The 21,081-nt window shown below is 74.9% G+C and carries 26 protein-coding genes; 10 read left to right on the top strand and 16 right to left on the bottom strand.

Annotated features, from left to right (window positions below; all coding sequences use genetic code 11):
* Entirely contained in the window at positions 1-384 is a 384-nt protein-coding gene (locus C7Y72_RS10235) for a nuclear transport factor 2 family protein (protein WP_107568642.1), read from the top strand.
* A complete protein-coding gene (locus tag C7Y72_RS10230; RefSeq protein WP_107568641.1) occupies positions 381-2,444 on the top strand; it encodes a SpoIIE family protein phosphatase in 2,064 nt (687 codons plus the stop codon). Before C7Y72_RS10235 ends, C7Y72_RS10230 begins: the two co-directional genes overlap by 4 nt.
* Positions 2,445-2,450: 6 nt before the next feature.
* On the opposite strand, the gene C7Y72_RS10225 is transcribed toward C7Y72_RS10230, so the two are convergent.
* Both C7Y72_RS10225 and C7Y72_RS10220 read right to left on the bottom strand, forming a co-directional pair.
* Complete coding sequence (locus C7Y72_RS10225; RefSeq protein ID WP_107568640.1) at positions 2,451-2,927, bottom strand: DUF1360 domain-containing protein; 477 nt, start codon at positions 2,925-2,927, stop codon at positions 2,451-2,453.
* 32 nt (positions 2,928-2,959) lie between these two features.
* Positions 2,960-3,748: a SigB/SigF/SigG family RNA polymerase sigma factor gene (locus tag C7Y72_RS10220; RefSeq protein ID WP_233243799.1), complete on the bottom strand. Its 789-nt coding sequence runs from the start codon at positions 3,746-3,748 to the stop codon at positions 2,960-2,962.
* 112 nt (positions 3,749-3,860) lie between these two features.
* Here C7Y72_RS10220 and C7Y72_RS23235 point away from each other — a divergent pair, with 112 nt between their 5' ends.
* Together C7Y72_RS23235 and C7Y72_RS10210 are read left to right on the top strand one after the other, a co-directional pair.
* Positions 3,861-4,259 carry an ATP-binding protein gene (locus C7Y72_RS23235; protein WP_233243798.1) on the top strand — a complete coding sequence of 133 codons (399 nt, stop codon included), beginning with the start codon at positions 3,861-3,863 and terminating at the stop codon, positions 4,257-4,259.
* Complete coding sequence (locus tag C7Y72_RS10210) at positions 4,256-4,630, top strand: hypothetical protein (protein ID WP_107568637.1); 375 nt, start codon at positions 4,256-4,258, stop codon at positions 4,628-4,630. Before C7Y72_RS23235 ends, C7Y72_RS10210 begins: the two co-directional genes overlap by 4 nt.
* A 44-nt stretch (positions 4,631-4,674) precedes the next feature.
* On the opposite strand, the gene C7Y72_RS10205 is transcribed toward C7Y72_RS10210, so the two are convergent.
* The gene (locus C7Y72_RS10205) at positions 4,675-5,094 is read right to left on the bottom strand and encodes a CBS domain-containing protein (RefSeq protein ID WP_107568636.1); all 420 of its coding nucleotides are present in this window, start codon (positions 5,092-5,094) and stop codon (positions 4,675-4,677) included.
* Positions 5,095-5,243: 149 nt separating this feature from the next.
* Between C7Y72_RS10205 and C7Y72_RS10200 the strand changes: the two genes are divergently transcribed.
* Positions 5,244-5,846 carry a DUF892 family protein gene (locus tag C7Y72_RS10200; RefSeq protein ID WP_107568635.1) on the top strand — a complete coding sequence of 201 codons (603 nt, stop codon included), beginning with the start codon at positions 5,244-5,246 and terminating at the stop codon, positions 5,844-5,846.
* On the opposite strand, the gene C7Y72_RS10195 is transcribed toward C7Y72_RS10200, so the two are convergent.
* Positions 5,824-7,008, bottom strand: coding sequence for a zinc-dependent alcohol dehydrogenase (locus C7Y72_RS10195; protein WP_107568634.1), 1,185 nt, complete (start codon positions 7,006-7,008; stop codon positions 5,824-5,826). The genes C7Y72_RS10200 and C7Y72_RS10195 overlap by 23 nt on opposite strands.
* 30 nt (positions 7,009-7,038) lie before the next feature.
* Here C7Y72_RS10195 and C7Y72_RS10190 point away from each other — a divergent pair, with 30 nt between their 5' ends.
* Positions 7,039-7,650, top strand: coding sequence for a flavodoxin family protein (locus tag C7Y72_RS10190; RefSeq protein WP_107568633.1), 612 nt, complete (start codon positions 7,039-7,041; stop codon positions 7,648-7,650).
* Here the strand turns inward: C7Y72_RS10190 and C7Y72_RS10185 are convergent.
* Positions 7,647-9,206, bottom strand: coding sequence for an FAD-dependent oxidoreductase (locus tag C7Y72_RS10185; protein WP_107568632.1), 1,560 nt, complete (start codon positions 9,204-9,206; stop codon positions 7,647-7,649). The genes C7Y72_RS10190 and C7Y72_RS10185 overlap by 4 nt on opposite strands.
* Positions 9,207-9,234: 28 nt before the next feature.
* Positions 9,235-9,600, bottom strand: coding sequence for an STAS domain-containing protein (locus C7Y72_RS10180; protein ID WP_107568631.1), 366 nt, complete (start codon positions 9,598-9,600; stop codon positions 9,235-9,237).
* Positions 9,601-9,702: 102 nt separating this feature from the next.
* Between C7Y72_RS10180 and C7Y72_RS10175 the strand changes: the two genes are divergently transcribed.
* Together C7Y72_RS10175 and C7Y72_RS10170 are read left to right on the top strand one after the other, a co-directional pair.
* Positions 9,703-11,079 carry a PP2C family protein-serine/threonine phosphatase gene (locus C7Y72_RS10175; RefSeq protein ID WP_158276778.1) on the top strand — a complete coding sequence of 459 codons (1,377 nt, stop codon included), beginning with the start codon at positions 9,703-9,705 and terminating at the stop codon, positions 11,077-11,079.
* A 41-nt stretch (positions 11,080-11,120) separates the two neighbouring features.
* On the top strand, positions 11,121-11,534 hold the full coding sequence (locus C7Y72_RS10170; protein WP_107568629.1) for a hypothetical protein: 414 nt from the start codon (positions 11,121-11,123) through the stop codon (positions 11,532-11,534).
* Here the strand turns inward: C7Y72_RS10170 and C7Y72_RS10165 are convergent.
* Genes C7Y72_RS10165 through C7Y72_RS10150 form a run of 4 tightly spaced genes read right to left on the bottom strand, consistent with a single transcriptional unit; the run spans position 11,523 to position 13,315 of the window.
* Positions 11,523-12,209: an HAD family hydrolase gene (locus tag C7Y72_RS10165; RefSeq protein WP_107568628.1), complete on the bottom strand. Its 687-nt coding sequence runs from the start codon at positions 12,207-12,209 to the stop codon at positions 11,523-11,525. The genes C7Y72_RS10170 and C7Y72_RS10165 overlap by 12 nt on opposite strands.
* A 1-nt stretch (position 12,210) precedes the next feature.
* Complete coding sequence (locus C7Y72_RS10160; RefSeq protein ID WP_107568627.1) at positions 12,211-12,639, bottom strand: hypothetical protein; 429 nt, start codon at positions 12,637-12,639, stop codon at positions 12,211-12,213.
* Complete coding sequence (locus C7Y72_RS10155) at positions 12,636-12,914, bottom strand: DUF3618 domain-containing protein (RefSeq protein WP_107568626.1); 279 nt, start codon at positions 12,912-12,914, stop codon at positions 12,636-12,638. Before C7Y72_RS10155 ends, C7Y72_RS10160 begins: the two co-directional genes overlap by 4 nt.
* Positions 12,911-13,315 carry a phage holin family protein gene (locus C7Y72_RS10150; protein ID WP_107568625.1) on the bottom strand — a complete coding sequence of 135 codons (405 nt, stop codon included), beginning with the start codon at positions 13,313-13,315 and terminating at the stop codon, positions 12,911-12,913. Before C7Y72_RS10150 ends, C7Y72_RS10155 begins: the two co-directional genes overlap by 4 nt.
* A gap of 82 nt (positions 13,316-13,397) precedes the next feature.
* Between C7Y72_RS10150 and C7Y72_RS10145 the strand changes: the two genes are divergently transcribed.
* Positions 13,398-13,634, top strand: coding sequence for a hypothetical protein (locus tag C7Y72_RS10145; protein ID WP_107568624.1), 237 nt, complete (start codon positions 13,398-13,400; stop codon positions 13,632-13,634).
* Positions 13,635-13,721: 87 nt separating this feature from the next.
* A complete protein-coding gene (locus C7Y72_RS10140; protein ID WP_107568623.1) occupies positions 13,722-15,281 on the top strand; it encodes an ABC transporter ATP-binding protein/permease in 1,560 nt (519 codons plus the stop codon).
* Here the strand turns inward: C7Y72_RS10140 and C7Y72_RS10135 are convergent, their stop codons facing one another.
* The 6 genes from C7Y72_RS10135 to C7Y72_RS23230 all read right to left on the bottom strand — a co-directional run bounded on the left by C7Y72_RS10135 (position 15,282) and on the right by C7Y72_RS23230 (position 21,076).
* Positions 15,282-15,734 carry a response regulator gene (locus C7Y72_RS10135; protein ID WP_107568622.1) on the bottom strand — a complete coding sequence of 151 codons (453 nt, stop codon included), beginning with the start codon at positions 15,732-15,734 and terminating at the stop codon, positions 15,282-15,284.
* Positions 15,731-17,269 (bottom strand): sensor histidine kinase, encoded by a 1,539-nt coding sequence (locus tag C7Y72_RS10130; protein WP_107568621.1) that lies wholly within the window; start codon positions 17,267-17,269, stop codon positions 15,731-15,733. The genes C7Y72_RS10135 and C7Y72_RS10130 overlap by 4 nt, the downstream gene beginning before the upstream one ends.
* Positions 17,269-18,441 carry a PP2C family protein-serine/threonine phosphatase gene (locus tag C7Y72_RS10125; protein WP_107568620.1) on the bottom strand — a complete coding sequence of 391 codons (1,173 nt, stop codon included), beginning with the start codon at positions 18,439-18,441 and terminating at the stop codon, positions 17,269-17,271. Before C7Y72_RS10125 ends, C7Y72_RS10130 begins: the two co-directional genes overlap by 1 nt.
* Positions 18,442-18,483: 42 nt before the next feature.
* On the bottom strand, positions 18,484-18,846 hold the full coding sequence (locus C7Y72_RS10120) for an STAS domain-containing protein (protein ID WP_107568619.1): 363 nt from the start codon (positions 18,844-18,846) through the stop codon (positions 18,484-18,486).
* 81 nt (positions 18,847-18,927) lie between these two features.
* Entirely contained in the window at positions 18,928-20,772 is a 1,845-nt protein-coding gene (locus C7Y72_RS10115; protein WP_146175323.1) for a SpoIIE family protein phosphatase, read from the bottom strand.
* Entirely contained in the window at positions 20,765-21,076 is a 312-nt protein-coding gene (locus C7Y72_RS23230; protein ID WP_158276777.1) for an STAS domain-containing protein, read from the bottom strand. Before C7Y72_RS23230 ends, C7Y72_RS10115 begins: the two co-directional genes overlap by 8 nt.
* Between the last annotated feature and the right edge of the window lie 5 nt (positions 21,077-21,081).

Below are 21,081 nucleotides of genomic sequence, written 5' to 3'. Positions count from 1 at the left end.
GTGGCCCGGCGGGCCGCCGTCGTCCGGGAGCTGTTCCGGCTGCTCGAGGAGGACGGCATCGACGCGGTCATCAGCGCGACGCCCGACGACGTCGTCTGGACGCCACTGGGAGGTGGTGGACAGCAGTTCGTCGGAGCGGAGATCCGCGACTACTTCGCCGCCCAGGCGGCGGCCGGGTCCGCGCAGACGCACAGGCTGTACGAGCTCGAGGTCCACGGCGAGGCGATCGTCGCCCGCGGGGCCGTCCACCTGCACGCTCCCGAGGCGCACCAGGCGTTCCAGCCGACCTGGGTCTACGAGTTCGAGGGCGAGCGACTGCGGCGTGCGACCGGCTATCCGACCTACCGCGACGCGCTCGCCGCCCTCGAGGGACGTCCGCGATGAGCGCTCCGACCGGGAGCACCCTGCTCGCCGCCGCGTTCGCGCTCGCGCAGACGGGACTGGCCCACGTCGATCTCGACGGGAACGTCATTCGTGCCAATGCCGAGCTCGTCGCGCTCACCGGTCTTCCCGCGCACTCGGTCATCGGACGTCCGCTGGACGAGGTGCTGCCGGACGTCCCTCCCGGTACGACGAACCTGCTGCCCGAGGCGGAGCCGCTGCAGGCGGCGGGCACCGATCCCGACGGTCGACGCCGGGACCTGCGGATCTCGGCCCTGCCGCTGCCCGACGCCACAGGGACCACCGTCGGCCATCTGATCGGCGTCGCCGACGTGACCGAGGCGCTCGCGGACGCTCGCGGACGGCGACGCCTGGTCCGTCAGCTGTCGCTGCTGGCCGCGATCGGCGAGCTGCTCGACGACGAGCTGGACGAGGCGGCCACGCTCGCAGCCGTCGGTCGAATCGCCGTCGAGCGGCTCGCGGACTGGTGCGTGGTCGCGATTCCCGGCGCCGACGGGAACCTCCGCTGCGTTCACGCCGCCCATCGGATCCCGGGCCGGACCCGGCTGCTGCGGGAGCTCGTGCGGTCCTTCCCCGGTGCGCCGCTCTCCGCGGTCGAGATCGACGAGGTGCACGCTCGCGGGCGTCCACTCCTGCGCACGTCGTTGCCGGACGCACCGGTCGAGGCACCCCAGGCCCGCGAGCTCCTCCACGCGCTGGAGCCGCGGTCCGCGCTGGTCGTCCCGGTGCGCGCGCGTGGCGAGACCCTCGGGACGCTCACGCTCGTCAGCGCGCGGCCGGCGCGACCGTTCGACCGCGACGACGTCGCGACGGCCACCGAGCTCGGACGGCGTGCCGCGTTCGCGCTGCAGGCGGCGCGGCGGTACGGCGCGAGCGGGCGCGCGCTCGCCCGGGCGGAGACCACGGTGGCGCTGCAGCAGCACGCGCAGCGGTCGCTGCAGGCGGACGTCAACCGCCGCCAGATCGTCCAGGACGTCTCGCAGCTGCTGCAGGACGTCCGCGATCCGCGCCGCGCGGTGACCGGCACCGCGGAGGCCCTCGTGCCGTGGATCGCCGACCGCGTCAGGGTCACCGTCCAGGCGCCGACGCTCGGTGCCCTGGAGCACGAGACCGGGGCGCCGGAGCCGTCGCTCGGAGGCGCCGTTCCGATCCGTCGCGTCCATCGCGCCCGAAGCGGCACGCGCGTGACGGTGGAGGTCACGGGCGCGTGGTGGACCAGCTCGGGCGCGCCGGACGACGAGGACGCGCGCCTGCTGCAGGATGTCGCGGAACGGCTCGCGGCCGCCTGCCTCGCCGCCGACCTCTACGCGCAGCAGGCGGCCACCGCCGCGACCCTCCAGGGTGGGCTGCTGCCCGCGGAGCTTCCCCGCGTCCCCGGCATGTCGCTCTGCGCCCGGTACGCGCCGGCCGGCGGCGGGGCCAGCGTCGGCGGGGACTTCTATGACGTCATGCCGCTCCCCGACGACGAATGGCTGTTCGTGGTGGGGGACGTGTGCGGCAAGGGCGCCGCCGCCGCCGTCGTCACCGCACAGGCCCGCCATACGCTGCGTGCACTCGCGCCCGGGGCGCCCGCCCCGGCGGACGCGCTTCGCGCGCTGAACGGCGTGCTGCACCGTGAGCGGACCGACGGCCGCTTCGTCACCGCGTGCGCCGTGCGCGTGCACCCGGTGAAGGACGGACGGGCGCGCGCGGAGGTCGCCTGTGCGGGTCACCCCGCTCCCGTGCTCGTCCGCGCCGACGGTCGCGGCGACGCGGTCCCGGCGGACGGGCAGCTGCTCGGCGTCCTCGACGCCGTGCGGCTGACGCCGGTGGAGCTCTCGCTGGAGCGTGGTGACGTCCTGGCCCTGTACACCGACGGCGTCTCCGAGGCGGACCCGCACGATGCCGTCGAGGCGGCCGAGCTCGCCGCTGCCGTGGCGCCCGCCGCGGCGGGCGGGCCGTTCGGGGTGGCCGGCGCGATCGAGCGGCATGCCCGCGACCGGGCGGCCGGCGGTCAGCTGCCGGACGACGTCGCGGTCCTCGCGTTCGCGCTCGACCGGTGAGCGACCTCACGCCCGGGCCTGCGCGGCCCGCCACGCGAGCTGCGCGGCGTCACCGACCGCGGTGACCGCGTAGACGGCGGCCACCGCGCGGGTCGTGTCCGGCGCCCGGTGCAGACCGATGACGAAGCCGGCCGCGACCCAGTGATCCAGGCAGTAGGGGCACAGCAGCAGCTCGCCCAGCGCCTGCCGGACGGGCCCGTCACGGCGCGGAACCTCCGTCGGGTCGCCGTCGGGTCCGGCGTGCCGGGTGAACGGGCGACGCATGACCGTCGTGACGTGCTCGCGCGTCACGAGGCGGCTGATCTTGAAGGTCGCTGCCCCCAGCAGCGCGACGTCACGCGCCTGCAGCTCGACGGAGGGACCCGCGCGCCCGGCGAGCGCCCCCCCGACGACCGCGAGCCCGGCGAAGGTGGCGGTCAGGAACGCATAGCCCCGCAGCGGCGGAGCGGAGGCGGGATCGGGGAAGGGCTCGTGCTGGGCCATCCGCGGCGGCTACCCGCCGACGGATGACGCAATCACGCCTCGCGCAGCAGTCGCTCCGGCGCCTGGGGCTCGGCCATCGCGCGGCGCATGTCCTGCAGCGCCTGGCGTAGCAGGCGCGAGACGTGCATCTGGCTGATGCCGATCCGCTCGGCGATCTCCGACTGGGTGAGGCCGTCGTAGAAGCGCAGGTGCACGATGCGCCGCTCGCGCTCCTGCAGGGCGCGCATGCCGCCACGGAGCGCCTCGAGGTCCTCGACGCGCGCGTAGCCGGACTCGGTCTCGCCGTGACGGTCGTGGCCGCTGGCGTCCTCCCCGATCTCGCGGTCGAGGCTCTGCACGTCCTGGCGCTGCTGCGCGACGAGCGTGTCGAGCACCTGGTCCATCGTCATGCCGGCGGCCTCCGCGAGCTCGGCGGTCGTCGGAGGGCGCTGCAGCGTGCCCTCGAGCTCCTGACCGGCCTTGTGCAGGGCGGCGGCGCGCTCCTGGATGTCGCGCGGGAGCCGGACCGTGTTGCCCTTGTCGCGGAAGTGCCGGCGGATCTCGCCGGCGATGTTCGGCACCGCGAAGGAGGTGAAGGAGATGCCGCGCGACGGGTCGAAGCGGTCGACCGCCTTGACGAGGCCGACGGCGCCCGCCTGGACGAGGTCGTCGTACTGCTCGCCCCGGTTCTGGTAGCGCCGGGCGACGTGGTGGACGAGCGGCATCGTGCGCTCCACGACCGCGTCACGGGCAGCGAAGTCCCCGTGCTCGTGGTAGCGACGCAGGAGGTCCTGCTCACGGGCCCGGCCGTGTCCGCGGGGTGCTGCGCTGGTCTCGTGCACGTCGTCGCTCCAAGGGTTCGGTGGCCTTCTGGCGCTATTCCACCCGGACGTCCGGGCGAAACCCCGGCGGGTCGGATGCCTCGTTTCGCCGACACCGGGCACACTGCATTCCGTGGAGTCCCGCACCGCCTTCGAGCTGACGCTCCCGGCACACGCCGACGCGATCACCTGCGTGCGGCATCTGCTCGAAGGTCTGGAGGGTCGCTGGGACGTCACGCGCGAGCAGCTGGACGACATCCAGATCGCGACGATCGAGGCGTGCACGAACGTCGTCATCCACGCCTACCGCGACCGCGAGCCCGGCCTGCTCGAGGTCCATGGCGGCGTCGACGACGGGCATCCGACGATCGCGGTCCGCGATCACGGCACCGGGATCGTCCCGCGGACCGACTCCCCCGGCCTCGGCGTCGGGCTCCCGCTGATGGGCGCGCTCACCGACGACCTGCACATCGGCGTCGCCCCGGACGGGGCGCACGAGGTCCGCATGCGCTTCCCGCGGCGGCCCGCGTGACCGACCCGACCATCTCCCGCGCGCGCCTGCAGGTCGCGTGCGGCCCGCTCGCGGACGCGCTCGTGCCGCGGTTCGTGCGGGCGCTCGCCGCGCACACGACGCTGGGCATCGATCGCGTCGAGGAGGCCGTGCTCGTCGGCGAGGCGCTGGGCCGACACTGCGAGGCGGTCCTGCCCGGCGGGTCGCTGGAGCTGGCGGTGCGGATCGTCGACGGGGGCATCGAGCTGCTCGCGGGGCCGTTCGACGCAGGCGTGCCGCACCGGCTGCTCGACCTCGACGCCGGCGACGGTCGCGTGCTCGCCGGTCTCGCGGCGACCGAGGTGCGCACCGGCCGCGACGGCCGGCAGCGCCTGCACCTGCGGGTCGTCTGACGCCGCCGGACCGGCCGGGCCCGGCGGACGTCGAGCGCGCGGGGTCAGTCGCGCGAAAGGCCGGCGAGCAGCTCGCCCGCGCTATTGGCGTCGACCTCGCGGGCGAGGTCCGCCTGGGCGACCATGCCGACCAGCTCCGTGCCGTCGATGACCGGAAGACGGCGGACCCCGTGGTCGATCATCGTGCGGATCGCCTCCTCGATGCCGTCGTCGGCGCCGATCGTCACGACCTCGTCGGAGACGAACTCCCCGAGGGAGCACTGCGCCGGGTCGCGCCCCTCGGCGACCAGACGGGTGACGATGTCGCGGTCGGTGACGACGCCGACGAGCCTGCCGTCCGTGCTGCAGATCGGCAGGGCGCCGACGCCTTCCGACGTCAGGGTCCGGGCCGCGATCTGCGCGGTGTCCTCGGTGGTGACCGACGTCCAGTCGGACGTCATCACGTCGCGGGCGATCGTTGCCATGGTGGGCCTCCTCGTGGAGTTGATGGATCGTGCGGACCCGGCGGCTACCCACACGGGATCGGCCGAAACGACGGCGGTTCCCTCCGGGACGCACGGGTACGCGGGAGCGGCGGGCATCCCGCCCGACCGACAACGAGGAGCGACCCCAGATGGCGAAGTCCGACCCCACCCCCGCCCGCGACGCGCTGATCGCGAAGTACCTCGACGAGGCGTTCGGCAAGGAGCAGCAGCTCGAGACCGCGCTCGCGGCGCAGATCCGCGTCGCCGACCGCAAGCAGCTCAAGGAGGGCCTGCAGGAGCACCTGAAGGTCACGCGCGGACAGTCGCGGGCGCTGAAGAAGCGAATGAAGCAGCTCGGCGCGGAGGCGAGCGCCGGCCCCGACCTGCCCGGCCCGGACGTCCTGTCGGAGGTCGCGTCGGTCGCGACGTCGGCGGCCAACCGGGCGGCCGCGGCCGCCAAGGGCCCGGTCCAGGCGCTGCGCGGCACGAGCCCGATGGACAACGATCTCCGCCTCGTCCGCGACGCGCTCTGGAACGAGGCCGAGGAGATCGCCCACTACGACGTGATCGAGGCGGTCGCCGAGAAGCTCGGCGACCGCGACACCGCGAAGCTCGCGCGGTCGCACCGGCGCGAGGAGGAGAAGATGCAGCGGCTGCTGCAGCGGCAGATCGGTCCGCTCGTCACGGCCGTGACCCGGGCCGAGGTCCCGGCCGCCGAGCGGCGCGCCGTCACGGGGCGAACACGATCTTGAACGCCCCGTCCTCCTTCTTCTGGAAGGTCTCGTAGGCGGCAGGCGCCTCCTCGAGCGGGACGCGATGGGTGGCGAACGACTCCGTCCCGAGCGGGTCGGCGTCGTCGCAGACGAGCGGCAGCAGGTCGTCCATCCATCGCTTCACGTTGGCCTGGCCCATCCGGAGGGTCAGCTGCTTGTCGAAGGCCTGGAGGAGCGGGATCGGCGTCGCCATCCCGCCGTAGACCCCGGAGAGCGAGACCGTGCCGCCGCGACGCACGATGTCGATCGCGGCATGCAGGGCGGCGGTGCGGTCCGTGCCCGCGGTCTCCATGACCTTCTCGGCGATCCTGTCGGGCAGGAGTCCTGCGAGCGTGTGCGCCGCCTTGCCGACGGGCGAGCCGTGGGCCTCCATCCCGACCGCGTCGACGACCGAGTCCGGGCCGCGGCCCCCCGTGACCTCCCGGACGGCGTCGGCGAGGTCGCCGTCGTGCTCGCTGATGTCGATCGTGCGGACGCCGTGCCCGGCGGACCGGCGCAGGCGGTCCTCGACGAGGTCGAGGCCCAGCACGTCGTACCCGCGGTGCTGCGCGATGCGGGTGGCCATCTCTCCGATCGGTCCGAGCCCGATGACCGCGACGGTGCCGCCGTCCGGCACGTCGGCGTACTCGACGGCCTGCCAAGCGGTCGGCAGGACGTCGGAGAGGAACAGGAAGCGGTCGTCCGGCGGACCGTCGGGCACCTTCACGGGACCGTAGTGGGCCTGCGGTACGCGCAGGAACTCGGCCTGGCCGCCCGCCACCTGCCCGTAGAGCTTCGTGTAGCCGAACAGGTCGGCGCCGGTCCCCTGGTCGTGGTTCTGGGTGGTCTCGCACTGGGTCTGAAGCCCGTCGTCGCACATGAGGCAGTGCCCGCAGGAGATGTTGAACGGGACGACGACGCGGTCGCCGGGGGCGATGTGGGTGACCTCCGAGCCGACCTCCCGCACGATGCCCATCGGCTCGTGACCGAGGATGTCGCCGGGTTGCAGGAACGGCCCGAGGACCTCGTACAGATGGAGGTCGGAGCCGCAGAGGCCGCTGGAGGTGACCTCGATGATCGCGTCGGTGGGGTGCTCGATTGTGGGGTCCGGGACGGTGTCCACTCGGACGTCGCGCCGGTCGTGCCATGTGAGTGCTCGCATCGGCGGCGGCTACCCGGGTAGTCGGCGGGCATGCGAGCGATCTTCCTGAACGCGACCCTCAAGCCTTCTCCCGAGCCGTCGAGCACCGAGGAGCTCTGTCGCTACGTCGCGGACCGACTCGCCGAGCATGACGTGACGTGCGAGCACATCCGTCTCGTCGACCGGCGGATCGATCCGGGCGTGGTGTCGGAGGCGGTCTCCGACGGGGACCACTGGCCGGGGGTTCGCGAGCACATCCTCGCCGCGGACATCGTCGTCTTCGGCACCCCGACCTGGCTCGGGCAGCCGTCGAGCGTCGTGAAGCGGGCCCTCGAGCGGATGGACGCGATGATCGCGGAGACCGATGAGGACGGAGTGCCGGTGCTCTTCAACCGGGTGGCGGGCGTCGTGGTCGTGGGCAACGAGGACGGGGCGCACCACTGCATCGCGGAGATCGCCGGAGCGGCGATCGACCTGGGCCTGACCGTTCCGGGCCAGGCCTGGACGTACTGGAACAAGGGGCCCGGCCCCGGCGAGGAGGAGTACCGCACGACGGGGGACCGGGAGTGGACGCACAGCACGGGGGACGCGATGGCCCACGTGCTGGCCCACGCGGCGCGAGCCCTGAGCGCCGCACCGATCCCGAAGCCGCCGAACGCCTAGGCCCGCCTCGCCGGCACGTCGCGCGCGTGCTCGGCGTGCTCCAGCGGGTCGACCGCCGGGCCCTCGAGCACCGCGCCACGCGTGTCGAAGCGCGAGCCGTGGCAGGGGCAGTCCCAGGACCGCTCGCTGTCGTTGAACCGCAGCTCGCAGCCCAGGTGCGTGCAGGTGGCGGAGCAGAGGTGCAGCGTGCTGCCGTCCTCGTCGAGGTACGCGGCGACCTTGCGGCCCTCGCGACGCACGATCCGCCCCTGGCCGGGCTCGAGGTCCTCCACGGCCGGGGCGCGCAGCCGCGTGCGCAGCGGGTCGCCGATCATGCGCCGCGCGACGTTCGCGTTCTCGCGCACGAACCGCGGCCCGGCGGCGATGGGACGTAGTCGGTCGGCGTCGAACAGGCCCGCCCACGGGTGGGTGCGACCGTGGATGCGCTGGGCGAGGACCATGGCCGCGGCGGTCCCGTTCGTGTACCCCCACTTGCGCAGGCCCGTCGCGACCCACAGCCTGCGCGACGCGGCCCAGTAGTGGCCGACGTAGGGGAGCCCGTCGACGGAGTGCAGGTCCTGGGCGGACCAGCGGTGGCGGACCGCTCCGACGCGGAAGCGCTCGCGACCCCAGGCGGCGAGCTCCTCGAACGGGGCGTCGTCGGCGCGACGCTGGCCGGACTTGTGGCCGGCGCCGCCGACGACGAGGAGGTCCTCGCGGTCGCCGGGGATCACCCGGACCGAGCGGGTCCGGTCCCCGGTCGCGTAGAACATGCCGTCGGGCAGGCTGCCGGACGGGGCGGCGAGCGCGACGGCGTACGAGCGCTCGGCGGCGAGCCGCGCGAAGTACCCGCCCCGGTCCAGGAACGGCGCGTGCGTCGCGACGACCACCTGGCCGCAGGTGACCTCGGCGCCGGTCGCGAGGGTCACGACGCACGGGTCGGCCTCCTTGACCCCCGTCGCACGGGAGCGCTCGTGGACGGCGCCCCCGAGCTCCTCGACCTCCGCGGCGAGCGCGAGCAGGTATCGGGTGGGGTGGAACTCGGCCTGGTGCAGGACGCGCAGCCCGGCGACGGCCCGGAACGGCTCCGGGACCTCGGCCGCGTCGGCGACCGGCAGGCCGGCGCGTCGGGCGGCGTCGGCCTCGCGCTCGAGGTCCTCGCGCCAGTCCGGGTCCTCGGTGAAGGTGTACGCGTCGCGGGCGCGCCAGTCGCAGGCGATGGCGCGGTCGCGCACGTGGTCACGCATCCACCCGAGCGCGCCCTCCTGCGCCTGCGCGTAGGTGCGGGCCGCGTCGCTGCCGTGCCGGCGTTCCAGCTCGTCGTAGGCGAGCCCGTGGGCGGACGTCACCTTCGCGGTGCTGGCGCCGCTGACGCCGCCGCCGACGCGGTCGGCCTCGAGCACGGCGACCCGGACGCCCTCGCGGGCGAGGAGCAGGGCGGTCGTCAGGCCGACGATCCCGGCGCCGACGACGGCGACGTCGACGCGCAGGGGCGCGACGAGCGCCGGTCGGGGCGGGATCGGGTCGAGGGCGGCGAGCCAGGGGGACCCGTGCGGCCCGGAGGTGGTCGTGGTCATGCCGGGCGGCTACCCGGGCGTGCGAGCGTCAGTCCGTCGCCGGGGTGCTGCCGCGCTCGATCTCGAGCACCGTGTCGAGCGCCATCAGCTCGAGCACGCGCAGGACCGCCGGGGTCGGCGCGCGGAGGATCAGCCGGCCGCCGTCGGCGAGCCGCTCGGTGCGGAGGTCGAGGATCACGCGGATGCCCGTGGAGTCCACGAACCGCAGCTCGGAGAGCTCGAGCACCAGCGCCGTCCCGCGTCCCCCGTCGCCGATCGCCTCGTCGACCGCGGCGCGGAGCCTGGTCGTCGTCGCGAGGTCGAGGTCGCCGGCCAGGCGCAGCTCGACCTCACCCTCCCGGGGCGCGGCGGCGGTGACGGAAAACCAGACCTGAGGACCCACGACACGTTCCATGCAAGCGCACCTCGCCCGCGGTCGTGCGAACTGAGACGCCGTGCGATCCGAAATGTGACAGGTCCAGGTTTCAGGCGCCAGGTGCGTGGCATGAGGAGCGTCATGACGGCTTCCGACCGCCGCGACGTCGTGCGCAACCGCTCCGCGATCCTCGACGCCACGATCTCCCTCCTGGACGACGGCGAGACGCCGACCGCCGGGGCGGTCGCGTGGCGCGCGGGCGTCGCACGCGCGACGGTGTACCGGCACTACCCGACGATCGCCGCGCTCGTCACCGAGGCGGAGGAGACCCGCGCGTCGCAGGTCCGCCGGCCCGCCGCGGACGCCCCCTCCCCCGCCCCGCTGGACATCCCCGCCCTGCTGGACCGGGTCGCCCCGCCCCAGCTGCCCGAGCAGATCGTCGGCGAGGCGCAGCGCTACAGCCGGGCGCGCGCGGTCGCCCTGTACCTGGTCGACATCGGCGGGACGCGGCTGCTGCGGGCCGCGGGCTCGCTGGAGTTCCCGGAGGAGATGGTGGTCCGGCTCGCCGCCGGCCCCGAGATCCCGGCCGAGGGCATCGAAGCGCTGCACGAGGCGGTCTCCGCGACGCTGCCGTCGGTCACGATCGCCCCCATGGTCGTGCGCGGCCGCGCCACCGGCGCGCTGCTCGCGCTCGACGCGCAGGACGCCGGCCTGCTGCAGGAGATGGCCCGGCACGCCGGGATCGCGCTGGCGATGAGCGAGCCGTTCAGCGACGTGATCGCCGCGTCCCGGCGCCGCAAGGAGACCACCGCCGCCGCCGAGACGCAGCAGCTGTGCCTGCCGCCGCGGCTCGCGCGGCTGTCGGGGCTGCGCCTCGCCGGGGACGTCCTGCCCGCCTACGAGAACGGCGGCAACTGGTTCGACCACGCCGAGAACCAGGACGGGGCGTGGATCGCCGCGGTCGACACGCTCGGCTCGGGGGCGCGGGCGGCGGCGACGAGCGCCGTCGCGCTCGGCGCGCTGCGCGCGGCGCGGACCGTCGGCTCCACGCCGCGGGACGCGATCCAGCACATGGACGCGGCGATCCGCAGCATCGGCGGCGACGAGGTCCGCTGCTCGGCGTTCGTCGCCCGCTGGCACGCCACCACCTCGACGCTGTTCTGGGTCGCCGCCGGCGACCTGCACCCCGTGCTCGCCGACGCGGAGGGCCGGCTGACCACCCTGCGCGACCACGCGCTGCCGCAGCTGGCCACCGACCCGCTGCCCGAGACGATCCCGACCTCGCACCGGGTCGTCCGGCCGGACGAGCGCATCCTGCTGCTGTCCGACGGCGTCAGCGGGCTCGACGGCGCGCCGCTCTCGGCCGCGGCCCTGCGCGAGCTCGCGCGACGCTCCCGCGGCGCGAGCCCGGCGCGTACGCTCAGCCTCATCCAGGGCGCGATCCGCGACGCCGGCGGCGAGGACCTCGACGACGACGCGATGATCGTCGTGCTCGCCCCCGCGAAGGGCACCCCGTGAATCCATGTTTGCCGGGCGTCGCGCCGGGCACACCCGCGGTCGTGGCCACCGCGCACTGCCCACACTGCCTGCTGCCGATCGGCGACGACGCCGACGGCCCGTTCCCGGCCCAGCGGATGCGCTGCCCGCACTGCCGGCTGGGGATCGCCGCGGGCCGTGCCCGCACCGACGTCGACCCCGCGACGGTGAGCTCCGGCAGTGCGGCCGGGGTCCTCGCCAACGCGGCGCGGCGCGAGGACGCGGAGGCCGCCGACCCGCTCGTGGTCGCCGAGGCGCTGCGCACCGTCGCGGCTCGCGTCGAGGTCCCCGTCGCGCGCCTGCGGATGCTCGACTACGAGCGGCTCAGCGCCGCCGACGCGGAGCTCCCGGCGCTCGGGTCCGTGCTCGCGTCGGCGGGCAGCTGGAAAAAGGCGCGACAGGCGGCGGCCGACGCGCTCGCCGCCTCAGACGGCTGAGCGCGCCCCGTCGCGCCACTGCACGAACGGCTCGTCGTGCACGCGGTCGAGCAGGTCCGGCAGGCCGTCGACCACGAGCGCCGCGCCCGCCTCGCGCAGGCTCGCGCATCCGAACCCCGCCGCGTCGACGCCGATCGCGGGCATCCCCGCGTCCTGCGCGGCGAGCACGTCCCACGGACTGTCCCCGATCATCACGGCCGCCTCGGTGCCGAGCGTACGCCACGCCACCTGCAGCAGCGCGCCGTCAGGCTTCGTGGCGTCCACGTCGTCTGCCGTCGTCCATCCCGCGACGAGATCGTCGGCGTCGAGGAGGTCGAGGTAGTGGCGCACCTCGTCCTCGGACGCAGAGCTCGCCAGGACGACCGGGGCACCCTCGCGGGCGAGTGCGACCAGCAGGTCCCGCGCGCCGGGCAGCGGCCGGACGGTCGGCAGGTCGATCGCGAAGAGCGCGTCGTGCGAGGCGCGCAGGGCGTCACCGTCACGGGCCTCGCCCTCGGCGCCGATGAGCGCCTCGACCAGCTGGTCGCCGCCCATGCCGACGTGCCGGTGGGCACGCGCGGCGGATACGTCGTGCCCGAGCTGCGCTAACGCGCGCTGCCAGCAGACGGCGTGGTGGTGCACGCTGTCCACGAGCGTGCCGTCGACGTCCAGGGCGACCCCGGCCCGGCGGCCCACCTCAGCCGCCCGCCTCGTCGGGCGTGGCCTCGTGGCCGGGGCGGCCCGGTGTCCGGCGGCGCTCCTTCATCTCCGCCTCGTGGACGTGGCGGACGCCGCCGGTGAGCTCGTCCCGCACGCGGCGCTCGTGCTCGCGGAAGAGCGCGTAGTGGCCGTCGTCGAACTCCTCGACGAGCTGGAAGGTCCAGCGGCCCGCGAGGACGTTGTGCCCGACGAGCTCGCGCTCGAGGTCGTCGGCGAGCGCGTCGCGGCCGTCGGCGCGCAGCAGCTCGACCACGTCGTCCAGCGCGAGGTCGGAGGACCCGGTGAGCTGGTGGAAGGCGTACAGGTGCCCGCGGGCGCGCTCGAGCGTCTCGAGCGCCTCCGTCATCCGGCCGGCAGCCTCGACGGCGTCGTCGGAGGCGCCGGCCGGACGGTGCGGGAGGCTCATCGCCGCCTGCGACGGACGCCGACGACGACCCCTGCCGCGACGGCGGCGACGATGCCCGCCCTCGCTGGGTCGCCCGCGATGCGCCGGCGAAGGCCACCCGGATCGGGCGTCGCCTCGCGCACGTTCTGGAGCTTGTCGGCCGCCCGCGCCTTCACGTCGGCCTTCGCGGCGAGCTGCTCGACGGTCTCCGCGAGCTCCTCGCGGGTCTCCTCGATCTGCTCGCGCGCCTCCTCCACGGTCCGGGCCGGGGAGGGCGTGGGGTCCGGGGTGCTCATCGCTGCGCGGCCTCCTTGAGGGTGTGGACGTCGGTCCGGGCGCTCTGCACGGCCCGCTCGGGCGCCGGGGGCACTGCGCGCGCCACCTGCCGGCGGCCGGCGAGCGCGAGGCCGGCGGCGGCGAGCAGCAGCGCACCGGCGACCGCGAGCGCCGCCAGCCACGGCTCGACCACGGTGGCCAGCCCCAGGATGGCCGCGGCGACGAGCGCGCCGAGCGCGAACAGCGCGACGCCGGACGCGCCACCGACGAGGCCGGCGCCGATCCCGGCGCGCCGTCCCTTCTCCTGCAGCTCGAGCTGGGCGAGCCGCAGCTCCTGTCGCACGAGCGTCGAGGTCTCCTGCGAGAGCTGGCGGACGAGCTCCGCGGCGGACGGGGCGGGATCGGCGGTGTCGGACGGCATGGCCCCCGTATCGCCGGGGCGGCGGGCGGCAAACCCGGGTGGGGTGAGGTGTGTCACGCGCCCGACCGGGTACGCGCAGCACATGGATCCCCAGCCCGACGCCGCCCGCGCGGCCGCCGCGGCGGCCATCCCCGTGCCGATCCCCGGCTACGACGACCTGCACGCGTGCCAGATCCTGCCGCGTCTCGAGGCGCTCGACGCCCGGGACCTCGCGCGGATCGAGGAGCGCGAGCGCGCCGGGCGCGCGCGACCGGACGTGCTGGCGCGCGCCGAGCAGCTCCGTGCGCGGCGCGAGCACGAGCGGCGACTCGCGCGCTGAGCGGCCGAGCGCCCACGGATCGGCCGCTCGCGGCGCGGCGGCGTGGCGTGCCGCGTCCGGGGCGGCGCCGCCGATAGGCTCGCCCGCGTGCTGCGCGCGGAAGCCGTCGAGATGGTCCTCCCCGACGGTCGCCGGATCCTCGGCCCGGCGGGGCTCGCGGTCGTCCCCGGCACCCTGACCGGCCTGGTCGGGCCGAGCGGCTCCGGCAAGACGACGCTGCTGAAGATCCTCGCCGGGATCGTCGAGCCGACGGCCGGATCGGTGTCGCTGGACGGCGACGAGGCCGTCCGCCGCACCGCCGATCTCGGCTACGTGCCCCAGCGCGAGACCGTCCACCGGCGGCTCACGGTCGCGGAGGCGCTGCGCTACGCGGCGCGCCTGCGCCTGGACGAGAACGCCGACGTCGAGAAGCGCGTGCGGCTCGTGCTGCGCGAGCTCGACATGGTCGAGCAGGCCGACACGCGCGTCGGGGACCTCAGCGGCGGTGAGCGGCGACGCGCCGCCTGCGGGATGGAGCTCGTGGGCCATCCGCGCGTGCTGCTCCTCGACGAGCCGACGAGCGGCCTGGACCCCGTCCTGGAGCGGCGGCTGATGCTGATGCTCCGCCACCTCGCCGACCAGGGCCGCGCGGTCGTCGTCTCCACGCACGCCACCGCGAGCCTCGACCTCTGCGACCAGGTCGCGGTCATGGACCGCGGGTCGCTGTCGATCACGCGCAGCGCCGACACCGCGGTGGACGCGCTGCGCCGCGCCGCAGGCGGGCAGGACGAGGCCCCGGACGTGCCCGCGCAGCTGGACCCGCCGCGCAGCGGCGTCGCCCGGCGGGGCTTCTGGCTCGAGTACGCGGTGCTCGTCGCGCGCTACCGCCGCACGCTCGTCCGCGACACCCGCACGCTGCGGATCCTGCTGCTGCAGGCGCCGATCATCGGCCTGCTGCTCACCCTGCTCTTCCACGGCGGGGCGTTCGACCGGCCCGGCGGCGAGCCCGCGAACGCGGTCATGGTCGTGTTCCTGCTCATGACCGGCGCGATCTGGCTGGGGATCACGTCCTCCTGCCGGGAGATCGTCAAGGAGCGCGGGATCATCGAGCGCGAGTTCGACGTCGGGCTGCGCTCGGACGCGTACGTGCTCGCGAAGGCGACGGTCCTGTTCGCGCTGACCGCCGTGCAGACCCTGCTGATGGTCGCGGTCCTCCTGATCGTGCACCGCCTCGACGTCGACGCGGGCGACATCCTCGTGCTGGTCGGCCTGCTCGTCCTGACCACCTGGGTGAGCGTCGGGCTCGGCCTCGTGGTGTCCACCCTCGCCCGGTCGGTCGACCAGGCCGCCGGCGTCGTGCCCCTCGTCCTCATCCCGCAGCTCGTGTTCGCGGGTGCAGTGATCCCGCTGGAGCGGATGCCCGGGCTCGCGAACGGCCTCGCCCAGGCGGTCTACGCGCGCTGGGCGTACGCCGGGCTCGGCTCGACCATCGACCTGGACGGCCGCATCAGCTCGACCCCGGGCGCGGTCGAGGCGCTGGGCTTCGGCCGCACGTTCTTCCGCGTCGAGGCCGGCGCGAGCGCCGCCGCGCTGCTGTGCTTCCTGATCATCCTCCTGATGGCCGCCGGCTTCCTGCTGCAGTGGCGCGCCCAGGAGGAGGAAGCCTGATCAGGCCGCGCCGCCCGGCGGCAGGCGCACCACGGTGACGAAGAAGTCGTCGATCTGCCGGACGACCTCGATGAACCGCTCGAAGTCGACGGGCTTCGTCACGTAGGCGTTGGCGTGCAGGTCGTAGGAGCGCAGGATGTCCTCCTCGGCGCTGCTGGTGGTCAGCACGACCACGGGGATCGACCGCAGCGTCGGGTCGGACTTGATGTCCTCGAGCACCTCGCGGCCGCCGCGCCGCGGCAGGTTGAGGTCGAGCAGGATCAGGTCCGGGCGGGGCGCGTCGGCGAACGCGCCCTCGCGGCGCAGGAACGCGATCGCGTCGACGCCGTCGGCGACGACCGAGAGCCGGTTGCGGACCTTGTTCTCCTCGAACGCCTCCCGGATCATGAGGACGTCCCCGGGATCGTCCTCGACGAGGAGGATGTCGATGATGTCGATCGGCTCGGCGGTCATGGTGTGGGCTCCTGGTCGATGGGGAGGGTGAAGCGCAGGGTGGTCCCCGGTCCCGGCGCGGTGGTGTCCAGCCAGATGCGACCGCCGTGGTGCTCGACGATCTTGCGGCACAGCGAGAGGCCGATGCCGGTCCCCTCGTAGGCCTCGCGGGTGTGCAGGCGCTGGAAGATCACGAAGATCCGCTCGGCGTACTCCTCCTCGATGCCGATGCCGTTGTCCGCACAGGTGATCTCGTGCATGCCGTCCGCGACACGGGCGGAGAGGACGATGCGGGGCGGCACGTCGGGGCGACGGAACTTGATGCCGTTGGCGACGAGGTTCTGCAGCAGCAGGGTCAGCAGGCCGGGCTCGCCCTGGACCACGGGCAGGTCGCCGACCTCGATCCGCGCCCCGGACTCCTCGACGGCGGCGGCGAGCGCGAGCTGCACCTGCGCGACGACGGCGGTCAGGTCGACGGCCTCGCGCGCGTCGGTGAGGCGCCCGACGCGCGAGAACGCGAGCAGGTCGTTGATGAGCGTCTGCATGCGCCGCGCCCCGTCGACCTGGAACTCGAGGTACTGGTCGGCGCGCTCGTCGAGCTGCCCGCCGTAGCGGCGCTGCAGCAGCTGCCCGAAGCTCGCGATCTTGCGCAGCGGCTCCTGGAGGTCGTGCGAGGCGACGTAGGCGAACTGCTCGAGCTCGGCGTTGGACCGCTCCAGGGCGTGCTGCTGCTCCTGCAGCTCCTCGTTGGCGGCGCGCACGCGGTCGACCTCCAGCACGATGCGCTCGCGCATCGAGTCGACGTCCTGGCCGAGCCGGCGGATGTCCGCGAGGCCCGCGACCGTGACCGGCGCGGCGAAGTCGCCGTCGGCGACGATGCGCACCTGGCGGCCGAGCCGCCCGAGCGGCGCGGTGAGCCCGCGGCGCAGCCCGACCGCCGTGGTGACGAGGCTCAGCAGCAGCAGGATCCCGAAGCCGTAGACGACGCCGTTGACCGTCCCGGCGTTGTCGCGCAGGTCCGTGCGGGCGGCCGTGCGCACGCGCTGCAGCTCGGACTGCAGGCCGCGCAGCGCGGCGCGGACGCGGTCGAACCGCGCCTTGCCCTCGGTGACCGTGGTGACCTCACGGCTGCCCGCGTCGCCGCGCCGGGCGGCCGCGATCGCCGGTCGCGCGTAGGTCTCGCGCCAGCGGTCCGCGGCGGCGAGCACGCGGCGCAGCGCAGCGGCGGCCGCCGGATCCCCGATCTGGCGGATGCGCCCGGACAGCCGCTGCTGGGCGTCCCGCTCGGCGCGCTCGCCGCGACGGAACGGCTCGAGGAACGACTCGCGCGCGGTCAGCACGTAGCCCCGCACCCCGGTCTCCTCGTCCAGCAGCGCCACGGTGAGATCGCCGCCCGCGACCCGGGCGGGATCGACGCGGTCGACGAGCTGCACGCGCGCGTCCTGCAGGCCGTTCAGGGCGAGCGCCCCGACGACGAGGAACAGCACCGCGACCGTGGCCAGGAGCGTCGCGGCGATCGCGAACGCGCGCCCGGTGGTCAGGGTGCCGCGCCGCATCAGCCGACCGACACCAGGAGCGCGGCGACGTCGTCGGTCAGCGGTCCGCCGTTGCGCTCCTCCACCGCGGCGACGAGCCCGAGCAGGTCGTCGCGGTCCCGCGGCGGCTGCGCGTCGACGAGGCGCGCCAGGCCGGTCTCGCCGAGCCGCCGCTCCCCGCTCCCGTGCGGGTCGTCGAAGCCCTCGTAGAGCCCGTCGGTGAACAGCAGCAGCGACCACGACGCCGGGAGGGTCAGCGCGCTGGCGTCCCAGCGGGTGACGAAGCCCGTGCCCAGCGGGGGCTGCGCGCGGGCGGCGAGCTGCTCGGCGGCTCCCGGCCCCAGCAGCAGCGGGCGGGGATGGCCGGCCACCCACGCGCGGGCGGTGCGATGGTCGGGCTCGACGGCGAGCATCAGCGCGGTGGCGAAGATCGTCGGGTCGTGCCGCTCGCACGCCAGGACCCGGTCGAGCACGGTGAAGGTCTCCTCGGTCGGGACGCCGCTGAGCACGAGCGCGCGCCACGCGATCCGCAGGCTGGCCCCGAGCGCCGCCTCGTCGGCGGAGTGCCCGCAGACGTCGCCGATGAGCAGCAGCAGGCGGCCGTCGTCGGTCTCGACCGCGTCGTAGAAGTCCCCGCCGAGCACGCCGCTGCGCCGCCCGGGACGGGATGCGGTGTGCACGCGGACCGCCGGGTCGCGCACGAGCGGCGTGGGCAGCAGCCCCCGCTCCAGGCGCGCGTTCTCCAGCGCGGCGATCTCCGCCTCGCGCAGCGCGGTGGTGGAGCGCTCCGCGGCGCGGCGCTCGACGGCGTAGCGGACGGCGCGCAGCAGCAGCGGGCCGTCGACCGCTCCCTTCACGAGGTAGTCCTGGGCGCCGTGCGACAGCGCGGTGATGCCCTGGTCGGCGTCGGCCAGGCCGGTGAGCACGACGAACGCGGCGTCCGTCAGCCGCTGGAGCGCCGCGAGCCCGTCGAAGCCGCGGGAGTCCGGCAGCCCGAGATCGAGCAGGACGCAGTCCGGTCGCGCGGCGGTGAGGTGCGCCTGCGCGTCGGCGAGCGTGCGGACGTGCGTGACCGCGTGACGGCTGCCGGCGAGCTCGAGCTCCTCCTGCACGATGAGCGCGTCGCCCTCGTCGTCCTCCACCAGCAGGATGGCGAGCGCGCCGTCGACTGCCGGTTCCCGGACCTCGGACACGCGCCAACTCTGTCACACCGCCCCGGCGGGACGGGCGGTGACTCAGACCGGGCGGTACGGGCCGTTCTCGGCGGCGTCGAGCGCGTCGAGCGCCGCGGCGACGGAGTCCACGACCCGCAGCGTCTCGAGCAGGAGCGCCAGCTCGAACATGCGCAGCACCGGTCCCTGCGGGCAGACGACGACGAGGTAGGTGCTGCGCGCGACCGCGCGGCGGGACGCGTTCAGCAGCACCGCGAGACCGGTGGAGTCGATGAACGTCGCGTCGCTGAGGTCGACGATGACGTTGCGTCCCGGCGACTCGGCCCGCAGGACGTCCGCGAGGCGCGGCGCCGTGGCGAGGTCGAGTGGCCCGGAGGCGCTGACGAGCACCCGGTCGGGGCGCAGGGCTTCGGCACGCACGTGCATCTGACACCCGACGTTATCCGACGGACATCGCGGCCGGGCAGACTGACCGCGTTCCCGCCGCGGACGTGGCGCGCGAGCCGTCTACCGACCGGGGCCGAGCGCGATCACGGCCCGGTCGTCGGTCACGGGGCCCTCGAGCGCGTTGCCGTGGCGCAGGATCGCGGCCGTGACATCGACCGCCCCGGTCGGCACGCCGCGCAGCAGCTCCGCGAGCCGCTCGCTGGCCTGCACGCCACCGCCCAGCGGCTCGGAGACGCCGTCGGAGAAGAACGCCACGACCTCGCCGGGGCCGAGCGTGACCTCGGAGTCGGTGAACGTCGGCGTGTCGGTCGCGCCGAGCAGCGTGCCGGGCGCACCCTCGACCCGGGCGTCGCCGCCGTCGCGGAGCACGACCGGCGGCGGGCTGCCCGCGAGCGCGAACCGCACCCGCAGGCCGGCGCCGTCGGCGGGGCCGAGGACCTGGCCGAGCGTCAGCGCCGAGTACCGGCGCCGGTCGGGCACGTCCAGCAGCATGAGGTTCACGAGCTCCAGCGCCTGCGACGGCGACGCGCTGAGGCGCGCGCAGGCCCGCACGGTGTGCCGCACGAGACCGGTGAGCGCGGCGGCGCGCGGCCCCTTGCCCGTCACGTCGCCGAGCACGACCCCGGACGTGCCGTCGGAGAACACGACGTTGTCGACGAAGTCGCCGCCGACCGCGAGGCCCGGCCCTGCCGGCTCGACCTGCGCGTCGACGTCGAGCCCCTCGATCGCGACGGGGCGCAGCGGCTCGAGGCTCTCGCGCATCGCGCGGATCAGGCCGCGCTCGGCGAGCCGTCGGCCGACGCGGGTCAGCGCCTCGTCGGTGCGCTCGACGAGCAGGTCGACGGCCGAGCGGTCGTCGACGTCGTCGGGGGTCGTGTCGAGGACGAGGCTGCTCGTCGGATGATCGGCGTCGTGGATGACCCAGGTGCGGTCATCCTGCTCGATCTCCCCGTCGGCGAGGTCGACGACCGACGCCGGCCCGAGCAGGTCGCCGACGGCGCCGCGCAGCGCGCGCAGGACCGCCTCGCGGCTCTCGGCCCGGTCCATCGACGCGGTGCCCGCGGCCACGATCGCGATGCGGCGACGCTCGCGCTCCGCGCGCCGCCGTGCCTCCTGCTCCAGCGCGAGGCGCGCCCCGGTGTTCTGCTGCTCGGTGACGTCGATCTGCACGCCGACGAAGCGGGAGATCGTGCCGTCGTCGTCGCGCACGGGAGCGATGTGGACCTCGTTGAGGAACTCCTCACCGGAGCGCCGCACGTTGCGCAGCGTCACGGACACGCTGCGCTGCTCGCGGATCGCCTCGGTGATCTCCGCGACCGCGGGCTGGTCCCGGTACTCGCCCTGCAGGAAGCGGCAGTTGCGCCCGAGGGTCTCCTCGAGCGGGTAGCCGGTCACCTCGGCGAAGCTGCGGTTGGCGTAGACGATCGGGTTGTCCGGCAGCCGCGGGTCGGTGAGCACGAAGCCGGTGCCGCTGAGGTCCAGCGCGCGCTTGAGGACGTTGAGCTCACCGCCGACGCGCGCGTGCTCGACCTGCAGGCGGGCGTAGTGCTCGGCGAGCACGAGCCGGACCTCGACCTGCGGGATCGTCGACTCGCGGTCCGGGAGGACCCAGACGTCGGAGGCCCCGGCGCGCAGCAGCGCCGACAGGTACCCGTCGGCGGCGCGCTGGACGGCGACGATGACCGCCTCCTCCCCGCCCGGCGTCATGCGGATCGTGCGGACCGCCTCGACCCCGGCGTCGTCATCGACCCCGACGACGAACAGCGGCGTCCCGACGGTCGCGGGCAGCAGCGTGGCGAGGTCGTCGACCTCGCGCACGGCGTGCCCGTGACGCTGCAGCTCGGCCGTGACCGCCCCGCGACGGTCGGGATCGGCGTCGAGGACGATCGCGTCGCGCTCAGCCATCGACCAGGTCCAGCTCGCCGTCGACCTGCGCGAGGTCGAGGACCGCGCGCACCGCCGCGCTCGGGGCCAGCGTCAGCGTGCGGCCCTGTCCCCGGAACTCGGCGGTGCGGTCCAGCAGGAGCGCGAGACCGGAGCTGTCCATGAAGGGGACGCCCAGCAGATCGAGCACGACCTCGGGCGCGGTGACGCCGTCGAGATGGTCGTCCAGCGCCCCGACGCCCGCGAGGTCGAGGGTGCCGCGGACGGTGACCCGGGTGCGCCGGGAATCGTCTTTCTGCTCGATGCTGAGTTTCTGCGCCTCCACACGTG

Source organism: Paraconexibacter algicola, assembly GCF_003044185.1.
In the GTDB taxonomy this organism is placed as follows: Bacteria; Actinomycetota; Thermoleophilia; order Solirubrobacterales; family Solirubrobacteraceae; genus Paraconexibacter; species Paraconexibacter algicola.
This window is presented reverse-complemented; position numbering and strand designations above follow the sequence as displayed.